This window comes from Methylorubrum extorquens (assembly GCF_024169925.1).
Lineage (GTDB): Bacteria > Pseudomonadota > Alphaproteobacteria > Rhizobiales > Beijerinckiaceae > Methylobacterium > Methylobacterium extorquens_A.
The window spans coordinates 3,044,807-3,068,499 of the sequence record NZ_JALJXF010000001.1; the positions used below are offsets into that span (position 1 = coordinate 3,044,807).

The 23,693-nt window shown below is 67.5% G+C and carries 28 protein-coding genes; 16 read left to right on the forward strand and 12 right to left on the reverse strand.

The features are described 5' to 3' along the window. Window positions 1-15 precede the first annotated feature (15 nt). The 4 genes from J2W78_RS14400 to J2W78_RS14415 are packed head-to-tail and all read left to right on the forward strand — an operon-like array spanning window position 16 to window position 1,988. On the forward strand, window positions 16-303 hold the full coding sequence (locus J2W78_RS14400) for a hypothetical protein (RefSeq protein ID WP_253371534.1): 288 nt from the start codon (window positions 16-18) through the stop codon (window positions 301-303). Window positions 304-352: 49 nt separating this feature from the next. Next, complete coding sequence (locus J2W78_RS14405) at window positions 353-1,279, forward strand: DNA-3-methyladenine glycosylase family protein (protein ID WP_253371536.1); 927 nt, start codon at window positions 353-355, stop codon at window positions 1,277-1,279. Beyond that, window positions 1,276-1,713, forward strand: coding sequence for a GNAT family N-acetyltransferase (locus tag J2W78_RS14410; protein ID WP_253371538.1), 438 nt, complete (start codon window positions 1,276-1,278; stop codon window positions 1,711-1,713). Before J2W78_RS14405 ends, J2W78_RS14410 begins: the two co-directional genes overlap by 4 nt. A gap of 56 nt (window positions 1,714-1,769) precedes the next feature. Beyond that, a complete protein-coding gene (locus J2W78_RS14415) occupies window positions 1,770-1,988 on the forward strand; it encodes a hypothetical protein (protein WP_003599481.1) in 219 nt (72 codons plus the stop codon). A gap of 16 nt (window positions 1,989-2,004) precedes the next feature. Here the strand turns inward: J2W78_RS14415 and J2W78_RS14420 are convergent, their stop codons facing one another. The 3 genes from J2W78_RS14420 to J2W78_RS14430 all read right to left on the reverse strand — a co-directional run bounded on the left by J2W78_RS14420 (window position 2,005) and on the right by J2W78_RS14430 (window position 4,885). Then, complete coding sequence (locus tag J2W78_RS14420) at window positions 2,005-2,919, reverse strand: metallophosphoesterase (protein ID WP_253371540.1); 915 nt, start codon at window positions 2,917-2,919, stop codon at window positions 2,005-2,007. A 37-nt stretch (window positions 2,920-2,956) separates the two neighbouring features. Next, window positions 2,957-3,172, reverse strand: coding sequence for a hypothetical protein (locus J2W78_RS14425; RefSeq protein WP_253371542.1), 216 nt, complete (start codon window positions 3,170-3,172; stop codon window positions 2,957-2,959). 321 nt (window positions 3,173-3,493) lie between these two features. Continuing rightward, window positions 3,494-4,885, reverse strand: coding sequence for an aminotransferase (locus J2W78_RS14430; RefSeq protein WP_253371544.1), 1,392 nt, complete (start codon window positions 4,883-4,885; stop codon window positions 3,494-3,496). A gap of 122 nt (window positions 4,886-5,007) precedes the next feature. Between J2W78_RS14430 and J2W78_RS14435 the strand changes: the two genes are divergently transcribed. After that, the gene (locus J2W78_RS14435) at window positions 5,008-5,547 is read left to right on the forward strand and encodes a YkgJ family cysteine cluster protein (protein WP_253371546.1); all 540 of its coding nucleotides are present in this window, start codon (window positions 5,008-5,010) and stop codon (window positions 5,545-5,547) included. A gap of 91 nt (window positions 5,548-5,638) precedes the next feature. Here the strand turns inward: J2W78_RS14435 and J2W78_RS14440 are convergent, their stop codons facing one another. Both J2W78_RS14440 and J2W78_RS14445 read right to left on the reverse strand, forming a co-directional pair. Further along, window positions 5,639-6,001, reverse strand: coding sequence for a hypothetical protein (locus J2W78_RS14440; RefSeq protein WP_253371548.1), 363 nt, complete (start codon window positions 5,999-6,001; stop codon window positions 5,639-5,641). Between the two features lie 464 nt (window positions 6,002-6,465). After that, window positions 6,466-7,269: a response regulator gene (locus J2W78_RS14445; RefSeq protein WP_060770309.1), complete on the reverse strand. Its 804-nt coding sequence runs from the start codon at window positions 7,267-7,269 to the stop codon at window positions 6,466-6,468. Window positions 7,270-7,448: 179 nt separating this feature from the next. Between J2W78_RS14445 and J2W78_RS14450 the strand changes: the two genes are divergently transcribed. Beyond that, the gene (locus tag J2W78_RS14450; protein ID WP_253371550.1) at window positions 7,449-7,670 is read left to right on the forward strand and encodes a NepR family anti-sigma factor; all 222 of its coding nucleotides are present in this window, start codon (window positions 7,449-7,451) and stop codon (window positions 7,668-7,670) included. A gap of 79 nt (window positions 7,671-7,749) precedes the next feature. Here J2W78_RS14450 and J2W78_RS14455 read toward each other — a convergent pair whose 3' ends face one another. Beyond that, window positions 7,750-7,926, reverse strand: a complete 177-nt coding sequence (locus tag J2W78_RS14455; RefSeq protein ID WP_003599466.1) for a DUF1328 domain-containing protein — start codon at window positions 7,924-7,926, stop codon at window positions 7,750-7,752. A 701-nt stretch (window positions 7,927-8,627) separates the two neighbouring features. Between J2W78_RS14455 and J2W78_RS14460 the strand changes: the two genes are divergently transcribed. Beyond that, the gene (locus J2W78_RS14460; RefSeq protein WP_253371552.1) at window positions 8,628-9,689 is read left to right on the forward strand and encodes a DUF2865 domain-containing protein; all 1,062 of its coding nucleotides are present in this window, start codon (window positions 8,628-8,630) and stop codon (window positions 9,687-9,689) included. Window positions 9,690-9,796: 107 nt separating this feature from the next. Continuing rightward, a complete protein-coding gene (locus J2W78_RS14465; RefSeq protein WP_253371554.1) occupies window positions 9,797-10,729 on the forward strand; it encodes an MBL fold metallo-hydrolase in 933 nt (310 codons plus the stop codon). A 120-nt stretch (window positions 10,730-10,849) separates the two neighbouring features. Here J2W78_RS14465 and J2W78_RS14470 read toward each other — a convergent pair whose 3' ends face one another. After that, window positions 10,850-11,629 (reverse strand): DUF1499 domain-containing protein, encoded by a 780-nt coding sequence (locus J2W78_RS14470; RefSeq protein ID WP_253371556.1) that lies wholly within the window; start codon window positions 11,627-11,629, stop codon window positions 10,850-10,852. Window positions 11,630-11,753: 124 nt separating this feature from the next. Between J2W78_RS14470 and J2W78_RS14475 the strand changes: the two genes are divergently transcribed. After that, the gene (locus J2W78_RS14475) at window positions 11,754-12,227 is read left to right on the forward strand and encodes a MarR family winged helix-turn-helix transcriptional regulator (RefSeq protein ID WP_253374046.1); all 474 of its coding nucleotides are present in this window, start codon (window positions 11,754-11,756) and stop codon (window positions 12,225-12,227) included. Between the two features lie 124 nt (window positions 12,228-12,351). On the opposite strand, the gene J2W78_RS14480 is transcribed toward J2W78_RS14475, so the two are convergent. Further along, on the reverse strand, window positions 12,352-12,540 hold the full coding sequence (locus tag J2W78_RS14480) for a general stress protein (protein WP_012254235.1): 189 nt from the start codon (window positions 12,538-12,540) through the stop codon (window positions 12,352-12,354). A 595-nt stretch (window positions 12,541-13,135) separates the two neighbouring features. On the opposite strand from J2W78_RS14480, the gene J2W78_RS14490 reads away from it, so the two are divergent. Continuing rightward, window positions 13,136-13,585: a Crp/Fnr family transcriptional regulator gene (locus tag J2W78_RS14490; protein ID WP_253371560.1), complete on the forward strand. Its 450-nt coding sequence runs from the start codon at window positions 13,136-13,138 to the stop codon at window positions 13,583-13,585. Window positions 13,586-13,642: 57 nt separating this feature from the next. Here J2W78_RS14490 and J2W78_RS14495 read toward each other — a convergent pair whose 3' ends face one another. Together J2W78_RS14495 and J2W78_RS14500 are read right to left on the reverse strand one after the other, a co-directional pair. Then, a complete protein-coding gene (locus J2W78_RS14495) occupies window positions 13,643-13,903 on the reverse strand; it encodes a hypothetical protein (protein ID WP_253371562.1) in 261 nt (86 codons plus the stop codon). A gap of 82 nt (window positions 13,904-13,985) precedes the next feature. Further along, window positions 13,986-14,435 (reverse strand): VOC family protein, encoded by a 450-nt coding sequence (locus tag J2W78_RS14500; protein ID WP_253371564.1) that lies wholly within the window; start codon window positions 14,433-14,435, stop codon window positions 13,986-13,988. 189 nt (window positions 14,436-14,624) lie between these two features. Between J2W78_RS14500 and J2W78_RS14505 the strand changes: the two genes are divergently transcribed. The 6 genes from J2W78_RS14505 (at window position 14,625) to J2W78_RS14530 (ending at window position 20,699) form a co-directional block, all read left to right on the forward strand. Further along, entirely contained in the window at window positions 14,625-15,305 is a 681-nt protein-coding gene (locus J2W78_RS14505) for a L,D-transpeptidase (RefSeq protein WP_253371566.1), read from the forward strand. Between the two features lie 130 nt (window positions 15,306-15,435). Continuing rightward, complete coding sequence (locus J2W78_RS14510; protein WP_253371567.1) at window positions 15,436-16,086, forward strand: hypothetical protein; 651 nt, start codon at window positions 15,436-15,438, stop codon at window positions 16,084-16,086. A 116-nt stretch (window positions 16,087-16,202) separates the two neighbouring features. After that, complete coding sequence (locus J2W78_RS14515; protein ID WP_003599447.1) at window positions 16,203-16,355, forward strand: DUF3096 domain-containing protein; 153 nt, start codon at window positions 16,203-16,205, stop codon at window positions 16,353-16,355. Window positions 16,356-16,574: 219 nt separating this feature from the next. Beyond that, on the forward strand, window positions 16,575-19,241 hold the full coding sequence (ppdK, locus tag J2W78_RS14520; RefSeq protein ID WP_253371569.1) for a pyruvate, phosphate dikinase: 2,667 nt from the start codon (window positions 16,575-16,577) through the stop codon (window positions 19,239-19,241). A 188-nt stretch (window positions 19,242-19,429) separates the two neighbouring features. Beyond that, window positions 19,430-19,687 (forward strand): hypothetical protein, encoded by a 258-nt coding sequence (locus tag J2W78_RS14525; protein ID WP_253371571.1) that lies wholly within the window; start codon window positions 19,430-19,432, stop codon window positions 19,685-19,687. 106 nt (window positions 19,688-19,793) lie between these two features. After that, window positions 19,794-20,699, forward strand: a complete 906-nt coding sequence (locus J2W78_RS14530) for a cell wall hydrolase (protein ID WP_253371573.1) — start codon at window positions 19,794-19,796, stop codon at window positions 20,697-20,699. Window positions 20,700-20,724: 25 nt separating this feature from the next. Here the strand turns inward: J2W78_RS14530 and J2W78_RS14535 are convergent, their stop codons facing one another. Both J2W78_RS14535 and J2W78_RS14540 read right to left on the reverse strand, forming a co-directional pair. Beyond that, window positions 20,725-21,996 carry a hypothetical protein gene (locus J2W78_RS14535; RefSeq protein ID WP_253371575.1) on the reverse strand — a complete coding sequence of 424 codons (1,272 nt, stop codon included), beginning with the start codon at window positions 21,994-21,996 and terminating at the stop codon, window positions 20,725-20,727. Next, window positions 21,993-23,624, reverse strand: coding sequence for an alpha-D-glucose phosphate-specific phosphoglucomutase (locus J2W78_RS14540; RefSeq protein WP_253371577.1), 1,632 nt, complete (start codon window positions 23,622-23,624; stop codon window positions 21,993-21,995). The genes J2W78_RS14535 and J2W78_RS14540 overlap by 4 nt, the downstream gene beginning before the upstream one ends. Between the last annotated feature and the right edge of the window lie 69 nt (window positions 23,625-23,693).

Consider the following 23,693-nt stretch of genomic DNA (forward strand, 5'->3'; position numbering starts at 1 on the left):
CGCTGACCTCTCCCCATGTTCGAGCCGAACGAAGTCCTTCAGGTTCTGAGTGGCCGCGGTACCCTGTCCGCTCAGGGGATCGAGCCGGTCGCGGTCCGCTACAAGATCGTCATCGAGCGCCGTGACGGCATCGTGGTCGCCCATGGCAGCCTCGCCGGCCGGCACGCGGCCCTGCGCCCGCTCTGGATCACGCCGGATGCGACCTTGCATCTGAAGGATTCCCGGAGCTTGCCTGTGTCTCTCACCGACCTCGTCGGCGACGCCGCGGAGTTCGAGAGCACCGAACCGGTTGCGCTGGACTGACGTCGGCTCAACAGTGGCGCCGACTCACTGCCACGCTCCCCACCGTTCCATGACGCGCACCTCGACGCCTGCAACCCGAGAGGACGGGGCCGAATTTACCCTGGCCTGCCCCCAACCCTACGATTGGGCGCATCTCGAATGCTTCTTCGCTGACCATGCCAGCCCCGGCGTCGAAACCGTGACGCCCGGCCGCTATTCCCGCACCTTCGTCCTTGATGGGCGCCACGGCATCCTCTCCGTCGCGCCGGAGGCGAGCGCTCTGTCGGTCCGCATCCGCGGCCTCGGCTCGGAGGACGACCACCAAAGAATCCTCGCGCGGGTGCGGGCGATGTTCGATCTCGACGCCAACCCGCGGGCGATCGGTGCCGGCCTCGGCCGCGATCCCTTCACCGCCGCCCTCGTGGCGCGTCGGCCCGGTCTGCGGATGCCGGGTGCCTTCGACGGGTTCGAACTGGCGGTCCGGGCGATCCTCGGGCAGCAGGTCTCGGTCGCCGCCGCGACGCGTCTCGCCGGCCGCCTCGTCGCGGGTTTCGGCACGCCCCTCGACGGAAAGACGTGGGGGGGTGAGCCCGGTCTCACCCACCTGTTCCCGACGCCGGAGCAGCTCGTGAACGCCGAGATCTCACTCGTGCTCAACATGCCCCGCACCCGCGGCCGGGCGATCCAGGAGCTGGCCGCAGCGATGCTCGCCACGCCGGATCTGTTCGCATCCGGGGGCGGACTCGATGAAACGGTCGCGCGGCTGAAGGCCCTGCCCGGCATCGGGGATTGGACCGCGCATTACGTCGCCATGCGCGCCCTGGCGCAGGCCGATGCCTTCCCGGCGGGAGATGTGGGGTTGATGCGCGCCCTCGATACCGGCGCCGGGCGGCCGAGCCGACCGGCACTTCTCGACCGCGCGGCGGCCTGGCGGCCCTGGCGCGCCTACGCGGCGATCCATCTCTGGGCCGAGGACGCCGCGCGGAGGATGCCATGATGATCCGTGATCCCGCCGTCGAAGACGAGGCCGGGTGGCGCCGGCTCTGGGCCGGCTACCTGGCCTTCTACGCTGAGACGCTGCCAGAGGCGGTCACCGCCGCGACATGGGCCCGCATCCTCGATCCGGCCTCGCCCGTGTTCGCACGGCTGGCGGAGCGGGACGGGACGCTCGTCGGCATGACGGTCAACGTCCTGCACGAAGGGACATGGACCACCGCGCCGGTCTGCTACCTGGAGGATCTGTTCGTCGCGCCCGAGGTGCGCGGTGGCGGCATCGGCAGGGCGCTGATCGCCGACCTCGTCGATCGGGGCAAGGCACGGGGCTGGTCGCGGCTCTACTGGCACACGCGAACCGGGAACGCGGAGGCCCGGCGACTCTACGAGCGCTTTGTCGCGGCCGACGACTTCTGCCGCTACCGCCTCGTGCTGTAAGCATTAACGCCTCGTTTACCATGATGGCGTCACGGTTGGGCTCAGCGGAGAGAGCGATGAACCGACGAGTCGGCCGTACTTTCGATGTCCTCAGCGAGGCGCAGCTCGTGGCCGGGCGCACCGTCGCCCGCCGGGTCGCACCGGACGCGCTGGCGCCCCATGCCGGTCCGCGGCCGATCGCCCAGCTACTCGACACCATCCAGCACGTCGCGGAAGCCGCGACCGGCGAGCGCAGCTTCCTGCATGTCGGTGCGGCGCCGCGCCGGAAGGGCTGAGCGGGCGCGGATTTCTTCAGGCCGCGGGCGGTTCGCCGCCGAGTTCGATCAGGACGATTTCCGGCGGCACCCCGAAGCGGATGCCGACCCCACTGACGCCAAGGCCGCCGGAGATGATGAGGTGGCGCCCGTCCTCGACCACATGGCCGTAGGCGAAGCGCTGGCCGTAACGGGAGGGTAGCACCGGCGAGTAGCCCAGCACGCGGATCTGGCCGCCGTGGGTATGGCCCGACAGCGTGAGGGAGACGCGGGCGGGCATGTTCACGAAGATGTCGGGCTCGTGCGCCATCAGGATCACCGGCGCCGCATCCGTCACCTTCGCCAGCGTGCCCGGAAGGTCGGCGAGGCTCCGGCGGCTGCCGAGCGGGAGGAACGGCTCCTGATCCGCGAGCCCGGCGAGCCAGAACGGCCGGCCGCTATGCGTCAGACGAACCGCGTCGTTCTCCAGAACCGGGATGCCGCGCGCTTCGAGCAGCCGCCGGATCTCGACGGGCCCCTTGCCCGCACGCATTGCCTCCGGATCGTCCCACCAATCATGGTTGCCGAGGACGGCGTAGGTGCCGAGCGGTGCGCGCAGACCCTCGGCGAGCCGCGCAAAATCGGAGAGCGGCACCCGGTGCCACGTCACCTTCCGGCCGGCCGGGTAATCGCCGAGCAGGAGGATCAGGTCGGGGGCGAGCGCGTTCGTCGCCGCCACGATCTCGGCCACCCGGTCGAGCGGCATGTAAGGCTCGCAGACATGGATGTCGGCAAGCACCGCGATGCGCAGCCGGTGCCCAGGAACCCACCCCGGCGGCGTCAGGCCGTAGCGGGTCAGCGCGAGCCGGAACCGTGGTTCGACGATGAAGGCGTAGGCGCCCCCGGAGCCGAGCGTCAGCGCAGAGGCGCCGAATCCGCCGAGAACCTGCCTGCGAGTCGGAAGAATGAGCATGCCGCCAGAGCCGATGGCGCGGCGGCAGCGTCAAGCCTCAATCGACAGGCTCATCCTCGTGTACGAAGCGAACGGCCTTCCGGGCCTCGGCCTTGGCGCGGGCCGCTTTCGTGGCAGCGCTGCCGACATGGACCGCGGCGGCGAGCGCCGGCAGGGCGACGGGGCGGAAATTCTCGCGATCCCCGGCCACGGTCACCGGGGGGGCGATGCCCGGCTCTGCCGCGAAGGTCGGGGTTCGGCTGGGGGCGTACATGGGTCCTGTCCTGTTTGCGCGTCGGGGCGACCGCAGTGGCTCGATCGTCTGCCTCGCGACCATGGCGAGGACGACCCTTCAACACCCCGCTCGTGGCGAGATTGCGAAGATGCCGTCCCTTCTGTGATCGACCCAACGACATGAACGGAAGCTTAAGACAGCGGATGAGCCCGAATTTCGCGCAAGGCGACAAATCGGGCACGGCCTATGGTCGCTTTTCGGCCACGCGATAGTGCATTGCAGCGGGGCCCATCTTGCAACGCCCCCCGTGGATTTACACCCGAAGAGCCGGTGACTTGATCCGCCGTCCGGATGCGCTTCTCACCGGGCCGGCATGGGTTGCAGGCCTTCCTGCGCGATCCAGGCCGCGGTGCGATCCAGGGCGCGGCTCAGGCGTTCGAACAAGGTGTCGATCTCGTCGGGCTCGATCACCAGAGGGGGGCAGACGGCGATGCGGTCGCCGGCCAGGAAGCGCACGATCAGACCCTCGTCCTGCGCGAAGGCGACGCAGCGCGCCGCCACCGCCGCCTTTGGCTCGAACTGCCGCTTCGAAGGCTTGTCGGCCACGATCTCGATGCCGCCGATCAGCCCCATGCCCCGCGCCTCGCCGACGAGGGGATGGTCGGCCAGCCGGGCCAGAGCCGCCTGGAAATGCGGTGCACGCTCCCCGGCCCGCTCGACGATGCGGTCGCGCCGGTAGATGTGCAGCGCGCGATTGGCCACGGCGCAGGCGACGGGATGCCCGGAATAGGTGGTGCCGTGGCCGAAGCCACCGAGCTTGACGCTCTCGTCGAGCATCGCCCGGTAGAGTGGCTCGTCGATGCTGATGCCGCCGAGCGGCAGGTAGCCGGAGGTCAAGGCCTTGGCGAAGGAGAGGGTGTTCGGGCGCATGCCGAGCGCCTCGCTGCCGAACCACGTCCCGAGCCGGCCGAAGCCGCAGATCACCTCGTCGGCGACGAGGCGCACGTCGTAGCGGTCGAGCACCGCCTGGATCGCCGGGAAGTAGCCGGCCGGCGGCACGATGGCCCCGCCCGCCCCCATCACCGGTTCGGCGAAGAAGGCGGCGACGGTGTCAGGGTCCTCGGCAAGGATCTGCGCTTCGAGTTCCGCCGCGAGGCGCTGCGAATACGCTTCCTCGGTCTCGCCGGCTTCGGCGCCGCGGTAATGGTGCGGGCAGGCGGCGTGGAGAAAGCCGTCGATCGGCAGGTCCCAATCGGCGTGGTTGGCGGGAAGGCCCGTGAGCGAGGCGGTCGCGACGGTGACGCCGTGATAGCCCTTTTTGCGGGCGATGATCTTCTTCTTGCGCGGGCGCCCCAGCGCGTTGTTCATGTACCAGAGAAGCTTGACCTGCGCGTCGTTGGCTTCCGACCCTGAAGACGTGAAGAAGATCTTCGAAGTCGGGACCGGCATCAGCTCTTTCAGCGTCTCGGCCAACTCGATCGCCGGATCGTGGCTGCGGCCTGAGAACAGGTGGGCGAAGGGCAGCCGGCCCATCTGATCGGCGGCGGCCTCGACCAACTCCTCGTTGCCGTAGCCCAGGGCCGTGCACCACAGCCCGGCCATGCCTTCGAGATAGGGGCGCCCGTCCGTGTCGTAGACCCAGACGCCGTGGCCTCGCTCCAGCACCAGCGGGCCCGTCTCCCGGAAGGTGGACAGGTTGGTGTAGGGGTGGATCAGGGTCTCGACGTCGCGGGCGGCGATGTTCGACAGCATGATGCAGCAGCCGGAAGTCTTCGCCGACGGGGCGCGCCGGCAACCCCGCCACACTAACGGCCGCAATCTCCCGCAGGAAGGCGCCGTTCGCCTCATCGATCAACACAACCGACTCGCTCGCGATGCTCGATCCGGCCACCATCGTCGCCGTGCCCGCTCCGGGCCGCACCTGCGGCCCCTGCACCTTGTGCTGCAAGGTCTACGAGGTGCCCGCGGTCGAGAGCCCGGCGGGGCGGTGGTGCCGGCATGTCCGCTCCGGCGGAGGCTGCGGCATCCATGAAGACCGGCCCGACCATTGCCGGGCCTTCCACTGTCTCTGGATGACGGAGGTCTGGATCGGACCGGAATGGCGTCCGGATCGGGCCAAGATGGTGCTCAGCCTCGATCCCGTGACCCGCTTCCTCAACGTTCAGGTCGATCCCGGTCAGGCGGGGGCTTGGAAGCGCGCGCCCTATCACGACCAGTTGCGGCGCTGGGCTGCGGCGTCACTGCCGCTGCGGCGCTACGTGCTCGTCCACGTCAACAGAATGACGACGGTCGTCCTGCCGGATCGGGACGTGGCCCTCGGCAGTTTCGAGCCCGGCGACCGTCTGGTCGGCCGGGAGCGGATGGGACCGGCGGGAATGACCGCCGATGTCGAGAAAGTTTCGCAGCCGGTTTGAGGCAAGCCGTCGCTAAAGCATTCGACCCTACAGCTCCCGAAGCTTGATGCCGGTGCGGCTCGGGCCTGCCTGTCCAATCCGCTCGGACGTATCAGGTCATGCAACGGCCCGGGACCATGCGGCGCGCTTCCGGCCCGACGAGCGAGCTGAGCGGAGCCTCGCAGCCCTCCCGCGTCAGGCGACGGGGCTTGGCCGGCAACTCTTCCTGAGCCGAGCGGGCCGGCAGCGACTCCGAACGCGTGGACGGGCGGGGCGCCGTCGCCACATGGATCGGGGTGAGGGCGGTGGAATAGGGGCGCATACCCGGCAGCGGCGTGGCCGGCGCCTCATAAGCGACGCGCGGAGCCGTCGGAGCCCCCATCGCATCGGCCTCCTGCCGAACCACCGGCAGAAGCAGCAGTGTCATGATCGCAGCGGGAACACTCACACCGAGGGCGAAGCCGGTCCGAAGCATCTTTGCGATCTCCGATGGGAGCTTGACAGGTTGTCAGCACAACGCTGCTTGCAGATCTCCGGTTCCTTCACTGTCCCGCTTCGGATCAAATCAGTATTCTAGGCTCGATGGGCGCGCACGCTGTCGCAACGCGGCGGGCGGGTGGAGGCGGCGGCCGCCGGATGGTCGTGATATAAAAGCACCTGTGGATGAAAAATGTGATGGGTTCGGCGCCGAGTCCGGAACCCGGCCGATAGTCATCCGTTAGAGAATCACCCGGCCACTCTGGTCCTCCCCGCATTCCCCTTGTGCATCGGCCGGAACCTCTTCACGGGTCGGACAATGGTCCGGCCCGTTTTTTCGTGCGCATGCACAGCGGGAACTCTGCGGGCCAGTGATGGTCGTCAAGACGTTCTAATTGCACACGAAAAAAGGGCGCCGGCCTTGTTGGTCGGCGCCCTCGGTTTCCGTTCTGAAGCTCAGGTTCAGGCGCTGTGCGCCTCGCGGCGGCGCGCGCTCTGCTGGAAGAACAGCGCCTGGCTAATGACGGCCGACACGTTTGCAGGTTGGAACGGCTTGGCGATGAGGAAGGCAGGCTCGGGGCGCTCGCCGGTGAGGAAGCGCTCAGGGTAGGCCGTGATGAAAATCACCGGCACCTCGAAGGTCTTCAGCAGATCGTTGACCGCATCCAGGCCCGACGAGCCGTCGGCGAGCTGGATGTCGGCCAGGATCAGGCCGGGGCGCTTGCTCTCGGAGGCGATCTTGACCGCTTCGGTGCGGGTGCGCGCCACACCGATGACGTTGTGGCCGAGGCCCTCGACCAGGGCTTCCAGATCCATGGCGATCAGCGGCTCGTCCTCGATGATGAGGATCTCCGTGGCCATGTCGGCGGCGAGCTCGCGGCCCGCCTCGTCCACGAGGTCGCGCACCTTGGAGACGTCCACATCGAGGATCACACCCGCATCTTCCTCGGAGAAGCCTTCGAGGCACGAGAGCAGGAACGCCTGCCGAGGCAGCGGCGTGATCTGGCCGAGCCGAACCTCGGCCGGCAGGTCGTGCTGCACCTGATCGCTGTGGCCGTTCACGGAGAGCGAGTTCCAAATCCGCGTGAAGACGCGAAAGAGGTCGGCCTTGACGTTCGTGCTGCGGCCGAGGGTCTCGGGCTCGTTGACCAGCGTTTCGAGGGTGGCCGCGACATAGGCATCGCCCGCCACCTGACTGCCCGTGAGCGCGCGCGCATAACGGCGCAGATACGGAAGGTGCTGCACGACCAGTTGTGCTGTGGACATGAGTTCCCCTGAGCCTCTTTGCTCTTCGTTTGTCGCTGCGCCCCTAACGCGGGGGCTCGACGTCCGTTCCTGGCCTATGCGGAACCCCAGCCGCATGTCGGCGTTGCTGCTGCAGCCATGACTCATGTCAAGCTGCAAGACAATCGCGGCAGATGTGGCGCCAAGGGGATCTTGAAAGCATGAACGAGGACGAGCCGGCCGGCGCGTTCCCTTCCAGGGACCGGCCCACTCGAGGGCGTAGCGAGAATGGTTTGAATGACCAGACGCAAAGGCGCATCGGATCCCACCTGCGCACCCTTTACGACTCCGTCGTTCAACAACCGATCCCGGATCGTTTTCGGGATCTGATCGCACGCCTGGAAGACGATGCACCCAATCCGGAGGATTCGGCGAGCGCTTGAGCCGATATCTTTTTACGTCTTGAACGGCGCGAGCCGCCCCCGCTGCCGGGTGCGGCTCGTTTGTCATGGTCGCGAACGGCTACAAAGTCGGCGAACGACCGCGCATCAGGCCGATCACGGCCGAGATCGCGAACAGGACGATCGCAACGAAGAAGACGAGCTTTGCGGCCTCCATGGCCGTACCGGCGATGCCGCCGAAGCCCAGCAGGGCCGCGACGAGGGCAACCACCAGGAACGTAACAGCCCAACCGAGCATGTCGAACTTCCTTCTAAAAGAACTGGCGCGGCCCGTGCCGCGTCCTCTTGGAAGCAATAACGCCAAGTTTTCGTCGCAGGTTCCTTGTACGTTTCCAAGGCTGTGAACACTTTGTTACGGTGGGCCTGCGACCGTGCTACGCCCCTGGAACCGACTGGCAAATTCGACCGTTCGTCACCATCTTACCCCTAGACGATCAGACGACACTCAGACTTGATGATGTGAAGGAGGCCTTTGGCGTGCCCGCACAGAAAAAGATCCTCGTCCCCGGTATCGCTCAAGCGAAAGCCGTTCTGGAGGCCGCTGCACGGCTCGTTTCGGCGCTGTCACCCCAACCGGTTCTCCAGCCCATCCCCGTTCGCGTGAAGTCGGTTCGCCGGCGCTGACGCGGCCGTTTTTGTTCGGCCCGAATGTGGTCGTCCCAAGCGCTGTCCCACCGGGCAGCGCTTTTTTCATGACATCGAGCCGTCCACAGATACGATGCCTGCCGATGTGCCGCGCCGTTCGCCAGACGGATCGAAAGAGGCTGGCGTCTCAATGCTTTGCAATTCGGCGCGCCGTGAAAACGCAGGTGCAGCCATTCCTGCGTGGTTTGCCGACATTGTCCCCTCCTCGAACGGCCGACTAGCTGGATCTCGGGCGAAACGTCCGGTCGGATTCGTCTCCGTGGCGACCGCGCCGGATCTACGGGGGCGGCAACGATGGGGTTCGGCAAGCGCGCACCCGGCGCATGGGTGGCCGAGACACGGGTTGCCGAGACACGGGCGGCCAAGAGCGGTACCGGCGCAGCACGAGTGCGCCCGCGGCGCAGCCTCGTCGCCACCGCGCTCGTAGGTCTGCTGATCGGCTTCGGGATGATGAGCGCGACGACGAGGGTGCGTGCCTCGGAGCGCGGCCTGCTCAACGGGCTGTTCGAGACGATCTTCGGGGCGGCAAGCCCCGCGCCCGCAACGATCGCGAAGCCAGCCCCGAGGGCACCCCGGCGCTACGCGTCCCTCCCCGACATGCGGCGCGTTGCCGGACATCGCTTCGTGCAACGAACGCGGCGCCTCGATATGCGTTCGACGCCCATTCGCGCCCGAGCAAGGGTGGAGTCTCCGGCCTCCTTCGCTGCCGGAACGCGGACCGTCTGCATGCGCCGGTGCGACGGGTACATCTTCCCCCTCGGCCACCTGCATGCGCGGGCCGACCTCCCTGTTCATGCGGTGGCCTGCGCTGCGGCCTGTCCCAATTCACCGACCGAATTGTTCACCCTAGCGCCGGGGCGGGGCGAACTCGAGCAGTCCGTTGCCCTCGACGGCCGACCCTATCTGCGCGCCTCAACTGCCAACCTCTACCGCCGCACCCGCGTCGAGAACTGCTCCTGTCAGCCGCCGGGCGCCGTGGGCCTGTTGATGCCGTTGACCGAGGACCGAACGCTGCGTCCGGGCGACGTCGTCGCGTCGGAGGAGGGAGCGGATCTCGTCGCGGGCCTCTCGCGCACGGGGCCGGCGCTCGTCGATTACCGCGTCGCCGCGTTGAGCCGGCAGCATCGCAACGCCATCGAGGATCGCGTCGGCGCCATGCGTCGCGATGCGGCGACCGCTGCGTTCCGTGAAGCTCTGCGGGCGAAGGGGAACGGCTCGCGACGCCTGCAGGTCGCCGAGGCGCAGATCCTGATCCTGCCGACCGCCGGGGCTTCCTTCGGTTTCGCGCCGGTCGTTTCGCGCGGCGAAGGGTTCGGGGCGGTTCGCGTCGTGTCACCCTCACCCTTCGGGCATTGATCGTTCGGCCCCACGAACGCGGCCCCACGAACTCTTCCCCACGAGTTGGCGAAAGCGCCGGGCTGTCGTAGGCGGGCGTCACCCTCGTCGCATCGAAGCCGTCGTCTATGAGTGAATCGTCCGCGGACGCGCAGGCCCCCTCCCCCGGTTTCGAGAGCACTCTGCCCGCCGCGGGGCAAACGGAGGCGCTGAGCCCCCTCGTGCGGCGGCGGATCTGCCCCAATGGCGGCCCATTCACCGCGAGCGGCACCTGCTCCTACATCGTCGGACGCGGCCGGGTCGCGGTGATCGATCCGGGGCCGGCGGATGCCGGGCATGTCGAGGGGGTGTTGGCCTCGCTCGACGGCGAGGAGGTGGCGGCCATCGTCGTCACCCACACCCACCGCGACCATTCTCCGGGTGCGCGTCTCCTGCAGGCGCAGACCGGCGCACCGATCATCGGCTGCGGTCCGCACCGGGCCGCACGGCAACTCGCTGAGAACGAGCTGCCCATCCTCGATGCCAGCGCCGACCGCGACCATCGGCCCGACTGGGAATTGGCGGACGGCGAGAGCCTGGCCGGCGAGGGCTGGACGCTGACCGCCGTCGCCACGCCCGGCCACACCATGAACCACCTCGCCTTCGCTCTGCCGGAGGAGAACGTGCTGTTCTCCGGCGATCACGTCATGGCGTGGTCGACCTCGATCGTTGCGCCGCCCGACGGGTCGATGCGGGCCTACATGGTATCGCTGGAGCGGCTGCGGGAGCGGGGCGAGACGCTGTACTGGCCGGGCCATGGCGGGCCCGTGCGCGATCCGCGCCGCTTCGTGCGCGGCCTCGCCGCTCACCGCCGCCAACGGGAGGCAGCGATCCGCGCCCGGCTGGCCGCGGGCGATCACGACATCGCGACCATCGTCGGCACCGTCTATCAGGGGCTCGCCCCGCATCTGCGGGGTGCGGCGGCCCTCTCGGTCTTTGCCCATCTCGAGGATCTGGTGGAGCGGGGCCTCGCGGTCACCGAGGGCCCGCCCCTGCTTGGGGGAGCGTTCCGCCCCGCCTGAAGCATTGTCTTGGATATCGGATCCAGGACGATGCTTTCGTCCCTTGGTGTTGCATCGTCTTTTCCGAAAGCCGGAGGCCACCTTTCGGGATAATGCGCTAAGCCCGGATTCTTCGAGCCGTTATTTCAGGGCGATGGCGAGGTTGGCGACCTCGTCCAGATAGGAGCGGATGCGGTCGGCATTGTCGCCGAAGTCGCGGTCGCCGAGCCGGGAGGCCGAGCGCACGTCGATGCGCGCGCCGTCGGCCCGCGGATGCACCCGCACGGTGATGTCGGCGGGTAGGTTCAGGATCCGGGTATGGGCCACCGCCTCGATGCGGCCGTTGCCGACCCGCCCGCCGGGCCGGATCGCCTCGACGATCTGCCACTTCCGGTTCACCGCCGCCTTGCGGGCCAGCTCGAAGGCTTCATCGGCCTCCACGTCGAGGGTGAGCGGTGCAATCTGCGGATAGGCCGTTCGCTGCGCCTCTCGGGCCGCCGGTCCGGGTTCTGCCGGGTAGCGGCCGTCCCGGGCGGCGAAGGCAAGGCGCGAGCGTGAGAAGGCGGGCGGGCGATCGGTATCCGTCGTCACATCGGTCAATGCCGGCAAGCGCACGCCCTTGAGCGCGGCATAGGCCGGATAGGCCAGAACGAGGCTCGCAACGAATAGCCCGCCGACGGCGGCGCCGAGCCCGCCCGCGCCCTCCCGCCAGACCCGCGCCATCGCGAACAGGGCCAGTGCCACCGCGATGACGGAGAGCGCGACGCCGCCCCCCAGCACGGCAAGGGCCGCTGACGGTTCCGCCGACGGGCTGCGCACGATCAGCACCGCCATCGCGGTCACGATCAAGGAGAACAAGGCGAGCGTTCGCGCGTAGCGGCCGGCCCGGGTCACCGGTTCATCGAGAAGCTGACGGCGCATGGCCCCGGAGACGAATGAGGAAGAGAAGAAGACGAGGATAACCCGACCGGCAGTCTACAGGCTGGGGGTGGGGCGCGCCACTCGGCTGTCCGGGATGCATCCCTCTGCTACAAGCTGGACGGACATGTCCGAGCGTCAAGACCGCCCCGTATCGAACACCGAACCCGTCGATCCGCTCCGGGTCTGGTTTAGGTTCATCCGTCTCAGCCGGCGGGTCACCGCAGCGGTCGCGACGGAGTTGCGGGAACTCGGTCTGTCGATCCCGCAATTCGATGTGCTGTCGACGTTGAGCGAGCGTGAGGGGCTGACGCAGCAGGAGTTGGCGGCCCGGCTCTACGTCACGAAGGGCAACGTCTCCGGCCTCATCGACCGCCTTGTCGAGGCCGGTCTCGTGGAGCGTCGCCCGATCCCCGGTGATCGCCGATCCCACGCACTTCATCTCACGGAGGCCGGCGCACGAGTGGCTGCTCGCGGGATCGCGGCGCAGGCTGACTATGTCGCACGCACCCTGGGCCGGCTCGACGAAGCCGATCTCCGCATGTTCGAAGATCTGGTCGTCAAATGGCGTGAACTGGCTCGCTCGGACGCCGCGCTCTAAAGGTCCGCTCATAGCTCCAAAAAAACAGACGCCCTCGGCGCCTGTCGAATGGAATTATATTTCTTGTTTCAGGAAGGCTGGGCGGTCGGGCACGAAACTCGCGCCCGTCACCGCCGCAGCCGGATTAAGCCTCGCCCGTGCGGCCGGTCGATTGACCACCCTTGCGGCCAGCCGAAGAGGCCAGTTCACGATCCTGCGAGAACGACCGCTTATCCGCCGGGACGGAACGACCGCCCTTACTAGCGATCTCGCGCTGCCGTTCGATATTCATGGAAGCGAAACCTCGCTTCGAGGTGGAATTACCAGATGCCATCAACGCCTCCTCAGGCTAACTCTTCACACCCTTCTCAACCTTCATCCCAATCGATTGTTCCTTGGCTGTATCGACCGCCGGGTCCGGGGAAACCCCTGTCTCATCCACACGTTAGCGCCGCACACGCCAACGAACTGCGCGGACTTGTGAACGCGTCTCCACAGGCCATCCACAGCCGACAGGAACCGGGATGACGAACAGATATATGGTAAAGCCTTCGCTTGCAGCCAAGGCTGACCCGGCCTCGAGAGGCGCGGTTGCCCCCGAGCCGAATAGGACGCCACTGCCAGCCATGCCGGCCCCAGAAGACAGTCCGACGCCCAAGACGCACGAGGAGCCCATGGATTCGCCGCAGCCGAATGCGAGCGCGAAGCGCGAGAAGCCGGGTCCCGGCGAGATCGGACTCTCGACCCGGCGTTGATCGGTGCTTGCGGCATTATGTTGCCGTTCGCGTGAGCCGATTAGGCGGTCGTGTCGGATCTCATTTTCAAGGACGTCAGCAAGCAAGCGAACCGCGACTTTGACACGGTTCGCAGGTGCGTCTACCCGCGGCCCTTTCCGCCTGCCGCCCAGGGGGGCGCATCGGAGTAAGTCCATGACCCTCGATACCGAGGTGATGTCCCTGCGGCAGGTGCCGTTGTTCCGCGAGGTGGAGCCGTCCCGCCTCAAGCTTCTCGCTTTCACCAGCGAGCGGGTGCATTTCGAGGCGGGACAGGCCTTCTTCGCGCGCGGTGAGGCGGCGGACGCGGCCTATCTCATCCTCGAAGGATCGGCGGCGGTGTCGATCGATGGCCCGTTTGGCCCGGTCCGTCTCGCCCTGCTCGGCCCCAACGCTCTCGTCGGCGAGATGGGCATCCTGGCCGATCAGCCGCGCTCGGCGACCGTCACCGCAGACATTGCGACGACGGCGCTGCGGATCGACCGCGACGTCTTCATCGAATTGCTCGCGCAGTTTCCGCAGATCAGCATCGCCGTCATGCGCGAACTCGCCCTGCGTCTGGAGCAGACCAATCAGCGCCTGGCCGAGCGTGTCGGCAACGCTTGAGCTAATCGAAGACCTGAGCGTCCGACGCCGCTTTCTGAAAGTGAGCGACGCGGACGCTCAGCGATACTTCCAGCCCCACTGGCCGTAGATCGGATAACCCCGTCGGCGCGCCTCGTATTCGGCGCCCGGATCGTTCGGCCGGTAGCCGTTGCGATAGGCATAGGGGCTCGGCTCGATATAGCCGGGATTCTGGAGTTCCTGACGCAGGTAGCCGTCGCCCTCGCCCGATGACCCGCCACCGGAGCCGAAGGCCCAGACCGGACCGGCTGGTAGGATCGCTGCGGACAGAGCCAGCGTCGTGATCGTCAGGCGTCGCATCGCTCGCTCCATCGTCCCTCGCCGCCCCTCACCATCGGTCAACGATCGGCCGTCATCGCCGGTTGCGCCATCCGCGGTGCATTCACGGTGTCGGATAGGTGATGAACTCCATGAGCGAGCCGTCCGGATCACGGAAGTAGACGCTCACGCCTTGCCCCGCCGCGCCGTTGCGCTCCACCGGCCCGAGTTCGACCGCTACGCCGTGGGCTGCGAGATGTGCCATCGCGTCCTCAATCGAGCCCGACCAGCGGAAGCACAGATCGCTGCCTCCGGGCATCACCGGCTCGCGCGCCCGCGGTGACCCGATTTGACCGGGGCCGTGCACATTGAGCTGCACCCCACCAAACCGGAACGCGACCCCTTTGCCGATCGGGATCACCTCGGCCCGCAACACGTCCCGGTAGAAGGCCGTCGAGCGCTCCCAGTCGGAGACGTGGATCACGCAATGGTCGAGGTGGATCGCCGGCGCCAGTGATGCGACGTCGGTGCCTGCTTCTACAACGAGTTCGGTCACAGTCTCGGTCTCGGGCATGGGACATCGCCTCCTCACGCGATCTTGTGCGGCAGATAACGCGGTCTAGGCCCGCGGCGAGACGGCCTCACGGCAACGTTCCTCCGCCGATGCGGCCTCGAAGTCACACCCGATCCGCTCAAGGACGGGTAGTCATGGCGGATGATTTGCAACGCCAACCCGCCCCCGTCGGCGGTGACAGGAGCCGCGATGGCAGCCCCCCGAACCGCTGATAAGACGGCGCGCACCAGCATCCGTCGAGTCTTGCTCGCCGCGTTTTGCCTCATTCCGCTGGCGGCCTGCCAATCCTCGAAGCCGGGCCGGATGGCCGGAGGCGACGACGATGCGGCCTGGTACATCGGTACGATGCCCGACAAGCCGTTCGACGTGCCGCTGGTCGATCGGTCGCGTATCGACCCGAAGTACCGCCGTCAGGAAGTTGCCTATAGCGGTCCTGAGGCGCCGGGCACGATCGTCGTCGATATCGATAAGCGTCATCTCGCCCTGGTTCAGGAGGGCGGCACGGCGCTCCAATACGGCGTCGGCGTCGGCAAGGCCGGCTTCTCTTGGAAGGGTGACGCTCGCATCGGCCGCAAGGGCGTGTGGCCGGATTGGAGCCCCACCACGACGATGGTCTCGCTCAATCCGGGCATCGAGCGCTCGCGCAAGGGCGGCATCGATAACCCGCTCGGCGCGCGGGCGCTCTACCTTTACAACGGCAACCGCGACACGCTGTTTCGCATCCACGGCACCAACGAGCCGTGGAGCATCGGCGAGCAGATGTCCTCGGGCTGTGTGCGCATGCTCAACGAGGATATCGTTGATCTCTACGAGCGCGTCCCAGTCGGCGCCCGTGTGATCGTGAAGCGCAGCGGCAAGTATCGCGCCTGAGGACGCCCTCGCATCTAACTGTCACCTCGGATCCTGCCCCTGACGGTCAGCCTCCCTATGAGGCGTGGCCGTGCGCGGGCAGGGGATGGCCGATCCGGCGACGCAGGATCGAGCAGGAAGGAGCCGTTGGATGCTGATCGGCGTGCATTACCCGAAAGCGGGCGGTTCATCCGTGGGCATGGCCCTCACGGAGACCTATGGCGCGCGTCTATTGCGCGATTACGACGAGGCGCCTCCCCGCGTCGACTTACCGATGGCGTTCGATCCGATCGGCTATTTCGCGCGCGACTTCGCGATCCCGGCCGGCATTGAGTGCGTCTACGGTCATCTTCACATCAACAAATATCGGCGCATCCCTGACGCGCGGCGATTCGTGATGCTGCGCCATCCCGTCGATGCATTGATGTCGACGTATTTTTATTTCCAATCGGTTCCCGATAATGCCGGTGGTATTCTCCTTCAATATATCAAAAAGAACAAGCTGACGGTCTTGGAAATGGCGCGTATTCCGACCTACACGCATTTGATGTCGAGAACGTATTTTGGCGGTGTCGATATGTCGTGCTTCGACCTCATCGGCCGTCATGATCGGCGGGACGTATTCTTCGCTTCCCTATCGGCGCTGGCGGAACAGCCGATCAATCCCGACCACGAGATCAACGTGACGCCACGATACGACGAGAGATCGGAAATGCTCGGCGACACGCAGTTGATATCGCGACTCAACGATATCCTAAGGGACGACGTCCGCTTCTATGAGCGTCACGCCTACAGGGACTGACGATCCGGACGGGCTGACCGGACGTAGACCGCCCGGCTCGATGTCCCGAGTGAGGAACCGCAGCCGGGGCCGGAGCATTTTTTCGGTGCGGCCAAGCTTGGCCGTGGAGTGTGCGCATGACCATCACCGTGTCGAACCTGCAGCCGATCATCGCGATCCTGGCGGGCATCCTCATCCTGATCGCGCCGCGGCTCCTGAACTATATCGTCGCGGTCTACCTAATCGTCGTTGGGTTGATCGGCCTGGGTGTGCTGCGTCATTTTTCTTGAACCGCGCCCCGTGGCGCTCGAAGCGGCTCGGACGAAACGCGCTGAACGCGCGGAAGGTGCCTGTCGTATGAGGTGCGTACTTTCGTTCCTGACAGCGCCTTCACATCGTCACTCCCGGCCGCGGAGCGACACGAAGCTAATCCTTGCACTGCGACATGAGATGCGCCACGCCCGCGTGAACGGCGCTAAGGTCGCCACATCCGTCCAGCGGAGAGCCTGATGACGAAATGGGTCTATTCCTTCGGTGATGGCAAGGCCGAGGGCGAGGCGTCGATGCGCAACCTGCTCGGCGGCAAGGGCGCGAACCTCGCCGAGATGTCAAATCTCGGCCTTCCGGTTCCCCCCGGCTTCACCATCACCACCGAAGTCTGCACCTACTACTACCAGCATGGCGAGACCTACCCGGCCGAGCTCACCGACGCGGTGAAGGAAGCCCTGGACAAGGTCGGCACGCTCACCGGCCGCCGCTTCGGCGATGCCGAAAAGCCGTTGCTCGTCTCGGTCCGCTCCGGTGCGCGGGCCTCGATGCCGGGCATGATGGACACGGTGCTCAATCTCGGCCTCAACGACGCCACCGTCGAGGCCCTGGCCAAGGACGCCGAGGACGAGCGCTTCGCCTACGATTCCTACCGCCGCTTCATCACGATGTACTCGAACGTCGTGCTCGGCGTGGAGCACCACGCCTTCGAGGAGGCGCTGGAGCACTACAAGGAGCAGAAGAGCCTCACCCTCGACACCGACCTGAAGGCCGATGACTGGAAGCACCTGATCGGCGTCTACAAGAAGATCGTCCGCGACGAGCACGGCTCCGACTTCCCGCAGGGGGCGGAGGACCAGCTCTGGGGCGCGATCGGCGCGGTGTTCGATTCCTGGATGATCCCGCGGGCCAAGAAGTACCGCGAGCTGAACCAGATCCCCGAGAGCTGGGGCACGGCGGTGAACGTCCAGGCCATGGTGTTCGGCAACATGGGCGACACCTCGGCCACTGGCGTCGCCTTCACCCGCAACCCCTCCACCGGCGAGAGCGCGCTCTACGGCGAGTTCCTCATCAACGCCCAGGGCGAGGACGTGGTGGCGGGTATCCGCACGCCGCAGGACATCACCGAGAAGGCGAGGCTGGAGGCGAAGTCCGATAAGCCGTCGATGGAAAAGGCGATGCCCGAGAGCTTCGCCGAGCTGACGCGGATCTACGGGATCCTCGAAAAGCATTACCGCGACATGCAGGACATGGAGTTCACCATCGAGCGCGGTAAGCTCTGGATGCTCCAGACCCGCAACGGCAAGCGCACCGCCAAGGCGGCCCTGCGCATCGCCGTGGAACTCGCGGGCGAGGGCCTGATCTCGAAGAAAGAGGCGATCAAGCGCATCGAGCCCGGCGCGCTCGATCAGCTTCTGCACCCGACCATCGATCCGGATGCCGAGCGCAAGGTCATCGCCACCGGCCTGCCGGCTTCGCCCGGCGCGGCGGTCGGCGAGATCGTGTTCAACTCGGAAGCTGCCGAGACCGCCAAGAAGGCCGAGCGCCGCTGCATCCTCGTGCGTATCGAGACCTCGCCGGAGGACATCCACGGCATGCACGCGGCCGAGGGCATCCTCACCACCCGCGGCGGCATGACCAGCCACGCGGCGGTGGTCGCCCGCGGCATGGGCAAGCCCTGCGTCTCCGGCGTCGGCTCGATCCGGATCGACTACAAGGCGCAGACGCTCACCGTCGGCGGCGTCACCCTGAAGGCGGGCGACGTCATCACCATCGACGGCTCGACCGGCCAGGTGATCCAGGGCGAGGTCAAGATGCTCCAGCCGGAGCTGTCGGGTGATTTCGCCGCCCTGATGGAGTGGGCCGACGCCGTCCGCACCATGAAGGTCCGCACCAACGCCGACACCCCGGCCGACGCCCGCGCCGCCCGCAAGTTCGGCGCCGAGGGCATCGGCCTGTGCCGCACGGAGCACATGTTCTTCGAGGGTGATCGGATCATCGCCGTGCGCGAAATGATCCTCGCCGACGACACCGAAGGCCGCCGCGCGGCGCTCGCCAAGATCCTCCCCTACCAGCGGCAGGACTTCGTCGAGCTGTTCACGATCATGTCGGGCCTGCCCGTCACGATCCGCCTGCTCGATCCGCCGCTGCACGAGTTCCTGCCGCACACGGACGAGGAAATCCGCGAGGTGATGTCGGCCACCGGCATCAGCGAGGACAAGATCCGCAATCGCATCCGCGAACTCTCCGAGCACAACCCGATGCTCGGCTTCCGCGGCTGCCGCCTCGCCATCGCCTTCCCCGAGATCGCGGAGATGCAGGCCCGCGCGATCTTCGAGGCCGCGATTCAGGCCGCCAAGGATACCGGCGCCCCGGTGACCTCGGAGGTGATGGTGCCGCTGGTGTTCACGCGGATGGAGTTCGACATCGTCAAGGCCCGCATCGACGCCATGGCCAAGGCCGTGTCGGAGGAGACGGGCGCCACGCTCGACTATCAGGTCGGCACGATGATCGAGCTGCCCCGCGCCGCGCTCAAGGCCGGCGAGATCGCCGAGACCGCGGAGTTCTTCTCCTTCGGCACCAACGACCTGACCCAGACGGCGCTCGGCATCTCTCGCGACGATGCCGCGACCTTCCTCGGGCCCTACACCCAGAAGGGCATTCTCGCGGTCGATCCGTTCGTATCGATCGATCAGGAGGGCGTCGGCGAGTTGGTGAGGATCGGCGTCGAGCGCGGCCGTGCAACCCGCGCCGGGCTCAAGCTCGGCATCTGCGGCGAGCATGGCGGTGACCCGGCCTCGATCGCCTTCTGCCAGGAGGTCGGACTCGACTACGTGTCCTGCTCGCCCTTCCGCGTGCCGATCGCCCGCCTCGCGGCGGCGCAGGCGGCCCTCGGCAAGGACGCCTGAGAAAACGACCCACGCCTCCGCGGGCATGACCCGCGGGGGCCTTCCGGGAGGTGGGGCAAGCTTCGCAATAATTTTGCGGACAGCGGCCTGAACCCGTGTCGCGTGGGCACGTTACCTGCTAGCCGGAGTCCATAGCGCGGAGAGCGCCGATTGGTCTTCCGACCAGGGCATTCGCGGGACTTCCAGGCATGTCGCACCCCGACTCCCCCTCTGCCCTCCTCGATCATCGCGCCATCGTTCCCGGTCACCGGGCGATGCAGGCGGCCTATCTCTGGATCATCGCTGCGTTGACCGCGGCGGTCGGTGTGACCGGGCTCGTCTACTTCGAGGCCGACCGCAACGACCGCGAGGCGGGCCGGATGATCGTCGCCGCCCAGAACGGCAGCGGCTACGCCGCGATTCTCGTCAACGGCCTGATCCGGCAACACGTCCGCCCGAACCCTTAACCGTCCGGCAACCACGTTCGCGATTAAACTCCGCTCATGAGGAACGGTCGCCCCGGCTTGGTCTAAGCTAGGCCTTCCGGCCGCTCGTGAGCGTGGAGTGTCGGCGTTGCGTACGAGGCGCGTTCGAGGCCTGGGGCTTGGCCCCCGCTGGATCGTCTCGGCCGTGGTGCCGTGGATGCTGGCGAGCGGCCTGCTGGTTTCCTTCACCGCTACCGCGGGCACCGACGCGACGCTCCGCTCCGGGAGGCTGTCCGAGCGGGATGTTGCCGCGACAAGCGCGCTGGTCGCCTCCACGACGTGGAGCCCCGACGTCATCGATGCCGGTCTGGTGGCGCCCGGCGCCTCCCATGAAGCCGAGCCGGGAGAGGACGGACTCCCCGCGCTCGCCGACTCGGACGGCGCCACCCCCGCCACGCCCCGCGCCGTTGCGCTATCCTCGGTGACGCCGGCGCCCGCCGACGCGACCCCGATCGAGGTCGCCGCGGCGAACCTCGCGCTTCCCGGCTTCTCGGCTCGTCTCGACCGCGGCCCCTCCGCCCTCGATCCGCAGATGACGGCGCCGGAGGCCAAGTCCCATTATGCCGACCTGATCGATCCGAATGCGATGGACCGCGAGCAGCGCTGCCTCGCCGAGGCCGTCTATTTCGAGGCGCGCAGCGAGCCCGAGGAGGGTCAGGCCGCCGTCGCACAAGTCATTCTGAACCGCGTCAAGAGCGGGCTCTACCCGTCCTCGGTCTGCGGCGTCGTCTACCAGAACCGCCACCGCTTCATGGGTTGCCAGTTCTCCTTCGCCTGCGAGGGCAAGTCGCTGCGCATCACCGATGCGGAATCCTGGCGCAGCGCGACCCGCGTCGCCAGCGCGGTGATCGACGGCCGCACCTATGTCAGCGAGGTCGGCGGCGCGACCCACTACCACGCCGATTACGTCCGCCCCGGCTGGTCGCGCCGGCTCAAGCGCAAGGACATGATTGGCCGGCACATCTTCTATCAGCTGAAGCCGAACCAAACGTGATGCCGTTCGACGCCGGGGTCTCCACTCACCGCCCCTTCCGAAGATAGTTGGCGCCGCCGATCACCAGCAGCTTGTGCGAATCCCGGTCGGGCGCGAACAGGCTCAGCGTCTCCTCGGCCCCGGTTTCGTCCGTCAGGGTCAGCCGGTAACCAGAGACCGTGTAGCGGCCGTTCCGCACCGGCCGCCGACTGTGGCCGGCCACGACGGTGCTGCCGTCCATCGAACCGCCGGTGGAGGAGAAGCCGACGCCGCCCTCGCGGGTGAAGCGGCCGTCGGGCGTCAGGGCGAGGGTGTGCGTGCCGCCGACCGAGCCCATCGCGCCGCTCGATCCGAAGGTGTGGTTCCACGTGCCGTCGAAGCGGTGCCCGTCGGCGAAGGGCGGCACCGCGAAGTAGGTATGGTCGCCGAGGGTCAGCCCGTCCTTCGTGCGGGAAAACGCTTCGCCGGAGCGCGTGACGCGCCCGAACCCGTCCTCAACCTCGACCCGCTCGATGCGGTCGGCGGAGAACCAGCCACCCTTCAGCGCGTAGGTGCCGCAGCTCTTCGGCTTGGATCGGCAATGGGCGGTCATGTCGCCGACGCGCGGAAGCTCCGCGGTGTAGAGGCCGCCCTTGTCGAAGAGCAGCGTGTCCTGATCCGCGGTGAAGTCCATCCCGCCGAAGGCGTTGGGCCGGAGCTGCGTCTTGGTGCGCGTGTAGAGACCGTCGAGGCCGCCATCCCCCCGGGCCGGCGAGAGGGCGAGGCCGCGGTCGTCCTTGGCCGGGCGGTAGGAGGCCACCAGCGCTTCGAACCCCTCGCGGATCGGCTTTTCCTGCTCGCGTTCGGTTTGAAGCGTGAGGAGCATCAGGAAATGCTCGCTCGACTTGGTGTCGATCCCGATATGCCACGCCGCCATGCGGAGGCCGTCGGCCGTGCGGCAGCAGCGCTGCTCGACGCGGATGCGGTGCCCGTCGAGGGTTTCGCCCGTCCTCGACGTGAGCGGCTTCTCACCGGGCGGGATCTGCTTGAGGCTGCGGACGAAGGCGCCGAACGTATCGTCGAATCGGCCCGAGGCCGGCGTCGGCTTGGCGACGATCAGGATCGCGGCGCCCTTGCGCCCGCGCGGCGTGGTCGGCTCGAAGACGCGCTCGAACACAAGGCCGTCGCCGGCCTCCCGGCGCGTCCAACCCTCGAACACGGCGGGCAGCTCGAAGCGGGAAGACCCGAGCATCACCTCGGTGGCGCGGGCGGGCAGCCCTGCCGCAAGCAGCAGGGCGAGGCCGAGCCCCGCCCCGCGCGCGCGACCTCTTCGCGTCACGTCACGACGCTCGGCTCCGCGCGGCCGGTGATTGCCGCGATGTCCGCCAGTTCCCGCGCCACCGCGACCACGGGCCCGAGCACGTCGGCCACCGGCAGTTCAAGCCGATCGGGGGCGGCTTCGTAGCGCTCGAGGTAGACGCGCAGGGTCGCCCCGGCGGTGCCGGTGCCCGAGAGGCGGTAGACGATGCGTGCATCCTCCGCGAAGGTCACGCGCACGCCCTGCGCCTCCGTCACCGAACCGTCGACCGGATCGACGTAGCGGAAATCGTCCGCCGCCTTCACCGTGAAGCCGCCGATCCGGGTGCCCGGCAGAGAGCCGATCTTCGCGCGAAGCCCGTCCATCAGCCGGTTGGCGGCGCCGGAGTCGATCTCCTCGTAATCGTGGCGGGTGTAGTAGTCGCGGCCGAACGCGGCCCAATGCGCCCGCACCAGCTCCTGCGCCGGCTTGCCGGTCGCGGCCAGGATGTTGAGCCAGAGCAGCACCGCCCACAAACCGTCCTTCTCGCGCACGTGGTTCGAGCCGGTGCCGGCGCTCTCCTCGCCACAGAGCGTGATGCGGCCGGCATCCAAGAGGTTGCCGAAGAACTTCCAGCCGGTCGGGGTCTCGAACGCCTCGATCTTGAGCGCGGCGGCGACGCGGTCTACCGCGCGGCTCGTCGGCATCGAGCGGGCGACGCCGGCAAGGCCCCCGGCATAGCCCGGTGCGCGGTGGGCGTGGGCGGCGAGGATGGCGAGGCTGTCGCTCGGCGTGACGAAGAGGCCGGGCGCCACGATCATGTTGCGGTCGCCGTCACCATCGGAGGCCGCGCCGAAATCCGGCGCGTCGGGCCCGTGCATTAGGTCGAACAGTTCGTGAGCGTGAACCGGGTTCGGGTCGGGATGGTGCCCCCCGAAATCGGGCTTGGGTTCGCCGTTGACGACGGTGCCCGGCGCCGCGCCCAGCGCCCCTTCCAGGATTGCCTTGGCGTAGGGGCCGGTGACCGCCGAGAGCGCGTCGAAGCGCATCCGGAAGCCGGAGGCGAACATCTTGGCGAGCGCCTCGAAGTCGAACAGCGTGCGCATCAACTCGGCGTAATCGGCGACCGGATTGACCACCTCCACCGTCATCCCGTCGATCTCGCTCGTGCCGATCCGGCCGAGGTCGAGGTCGGGCGCATCGGAGATGCGGTAATCGCCGATCGCCTTGGTGCGCTCGAAGATTGCAGCGGTGACGTTTTCCGGCGCCGGGCCGCCGTTGCTGCCGTTGAACTTGATGCCGAAATCGCCATCCGGCCCACCGGGATTGTGGCTCGCCGACAGCACGATGCCGCCGACCGCGCCGTGCTTGCGGATGACGCAGGACGCGGCCGGCGTCGAGAGCAGGCCGTTCTGCCCGACCAGCACCCGCCCGAAGCCGTTGGCGGCGGCGATCTTCAGGGCGATCTGCACCACCTGCTCGTTGTAGAAGCGCCCGTCGCCGCCGATCACCAGGGTCGCGCCCTTCCGGTCGGGGATGCAGTCGATGATCGCCTGGACGAAGTTCTGGACGTAGTGCGGCTGCCGGAAGACGGGCACCTTCTTGCGTAGGCCCGAGGTGCCGGGCTTCTGGTCCGGATAGGGGCTGGTAGGAACCCGCTTCGACGCCATGGTTCGCTCGATTCTCGCGAAGGACAAACTCCGCACGTCGTAGCGCGGTTTGCCGGTTCGTATAGGGTT